Raw genomic sequence first — 2,500 nt, forward strand, 5'->3', positions numbered from 1 at the left:
CCCGAGCGCAGCGCGCGGCTCAGCGCCCGGTCGAAGCCGAGATCCTTCCACAGCTCGTGCAGCGCAAAGACGTCGCCGTAGCTTTGCGCGGGTTCGTGGGTGAGGTGCGAGGCGGTGTTCTCCGCCCGGCCCAGGACGCGGTTGAGCCCACTGATCAGGGGATCCAGCTTCTCGGGCGTGAGATCCTCGATCCGCCCCAGGTTCGCGATCACGCGGTGGCGAACCTTTCCCGCATCATCACGATAGCCCTCGACCAGCTGCAGATAGCGTCGTCCGCCCGACCGGGTGATCTTCGTGTACATGCCGCAACGATATCACGGCAGAAAACTGCTTTCCATCGTGAAATACCGATGACGTGCCACAACACAACTTCGCTGAAATCACCCCCGGGCAAAGGCTAAGTTATTGATTACCCAGAGGCTAACGGTCCGGGTGCCCGAAAATCGGGGCCGGAAGTGTCGAACTCCGGATCCAAGTGCGAGGCGTTGGTTGCGGGGGTAGGATTTGAACCTACGACCTTCAGGTTATGAGCCTGACGAGCTACCGGGCTGCTCCACCCCGCGTTGGGGTCCATCGTTATACAGATGCGGCGCATGACCTGCTGAGGCCTGGCGACGACCTACTCTCCCACGTCTTGAGACGCAGTACCATTGGCGCAGCGGCGCTTAACGGCCGAGTTCGGGATGGGATCGGGTGTTTCGCTCGCGCTAGGGTCACCAGACCTGAGCAGATCATGCGTTTCCAAGTATTCAAGTCATCCGACTTCTGGCTCGGATCAAGCCTATCGGGCGATTAGTACTGGTCAACTGAGCGCCTCACGGCGCTTACATCTCCAGCCTATCGACGTGGTGGTCTTCCACGGCCCTCAGGGAGACCTGGTTTTGAGGGGGGCTTCCCGCTTAGATGCCTTCAGCGGTTATCCTGTCCGCACATAGCTACTCGGCTGTGCCGCTGGCGCGACAACCGATCCACCAGTGGTGCGTCCACCCCGGTCCTCTCGTACTAGGGGCAGCTCCTCTCAAGTCTCCTACACCCACGGCAGATAGGGACCGAACTGTCTCACGACGTTCTAAACCCAGCTCACGTACCACTTTAATCGGCGAACAGCCGAACCCTTGGGACCTGCTCCAGCCCCAGGATGTGATGAGCCGACATCGAGGTGCCAAACGATGCCGTCGATATGGACTCTTGGGCATCATCAGCCTGTTATCCCCGGCGTACCTTTTATCCGTTGAGCGATGGCCCTTCCACGAGGGACCACCGGATCACTATGGCCGACTTTCGTCTCTGCTCGACTTGTCAGTCTCGCAGTCAGGCGGGCTTATGCCATTGCACTCAACGAGCGATTTCCGACCGCTCTGAGCCCACCATCGCGCGCCTCCGTTATGCTTTAGGAGGCGACCGCCCCAGTCAAACTACCCGCCACACAGGGTCCCGGATCCGGATGACGGACCGCGGTTAGACATCAAGCGAAGCAAGGGTGGTATCTCAAGGGTGGCTCCGCCGAGCTGGCGCCCGGGTTTCATAGCCTACCACCTATCCTGCACATGCTCCGCCTAATGCCAGTGTGAAGCTGTAGTAAAGGTGCACGGGGTCTTTCCGTCTGACCGCGGGAACCCCGCATCTTCACGGGGAATTCAATTTCGCTGAGTCTGCGTTGGAGACAGCGGGGAAGTCGTTACGCCATTCGTGCAGGTCGGAACTTACCCGACAAGGAATTTCGCTACCTTAGGACCGTTATAGTTACGGCCGCCGTTTACTGGGGCTTCATTTCAGTGCTTGCACACCTCCACTTAACCTTCCAGCACCGGGCAGGCGTCAGACCCTATACGTCGCCTTGCGGCTTCGCAGAGCCCTGTGTTTTTAGTAAACAGTCGCCACCCCCTGGTCTGTGCCCCTCGCCCATGGTTGCCCACGAACGAGGCCTCCTTCTCGCGAACTTACGGAGGTATTTTGCCGAGTTCCTTCAACGCAGTTCTCTCAAGCGCCTTGGTATTCTCTACCAGTCCACCTGTGTCGGTTTGGAGTACGGTCATATGGAGGGCTATTTCCAGGATCCTCTAAGCAGCCCGATCAATCCGTTAAGATCGAACTACAGTCGAGAACCGTCACATCCTCCTGGCTCAGGAATATTAACCTGATTCCCATCGACTACGCCTTTCGGCCTCGCCTTAGGGGCCGGCTCACCCTGCTCAGATTAGCTTTAAGCAGGAAACCTTGGACTTTCGGCGACAGGGTCTCTCACCCTGTTTATCGCTACTCATGTCAGCATTCTCGCTTCTGATCACTCCACCGGATGGCTTGCGCCCCGGCTTCACAGTCAAACCCATTCCGTCCGCCGCCCATACCGGAGCATGGACGCAAGACGGACCGGGTTTTTCACAGAACGCTCCGCTACCACTCCCGAAGGAGTCCGAAGCTTCGGCTCGTGGCTTGAGCCCCGTTACATCTTCGCCGCAGGACAACTTATTTAGACCAGTGAGCTGTTACGCTATCTTTA

At 58.4% G+C, this 2,500-nt stretch carries 1 tRNA gene, 2 rRNA genes and 1 pseudogene (1 of these 4 cut by a window edge); all 4 read right to left on the minus strand.

From position 1 onward, the window contains the following. Positions 1-302 (minus strand): annotated as a pseudogene (locus tag BLW43_RS18730) (IS1634 family transposase); the annotation flags it as partial. 184 nt (positions 303-486) lie between these two features. Next, a tRNA-Met gene (locus tag BLW43_RS18735) sits at positions 487-563 on the minus strand. Positions 564-606: 43 nt separating this feature from the next. Continuing rightward, a 5S ribosomal RNA gene (gene rrf, locus BLW43_RS18740) occupies positions 607-721 on the minus strand. 50 nt (positions 722-771) lie between these two features. Then, a 23S ribosomal RNA gene (locus tag BLW43_RS18745) occupies positions 772-2,500 on the minus strand (it continues 1,099 nt past the right edge of the window).

Source organism: Rubrimonas cliftonensis (genome assembly GCF_900107585.1).
Taxonomy (GTDB): Bacteria; Pseudomonadota; Alphaproteobacteria; order Rhodobacterales; family Rhodobacteraceae; genus Rubrimonas; species Rubrimonas cliftonensis.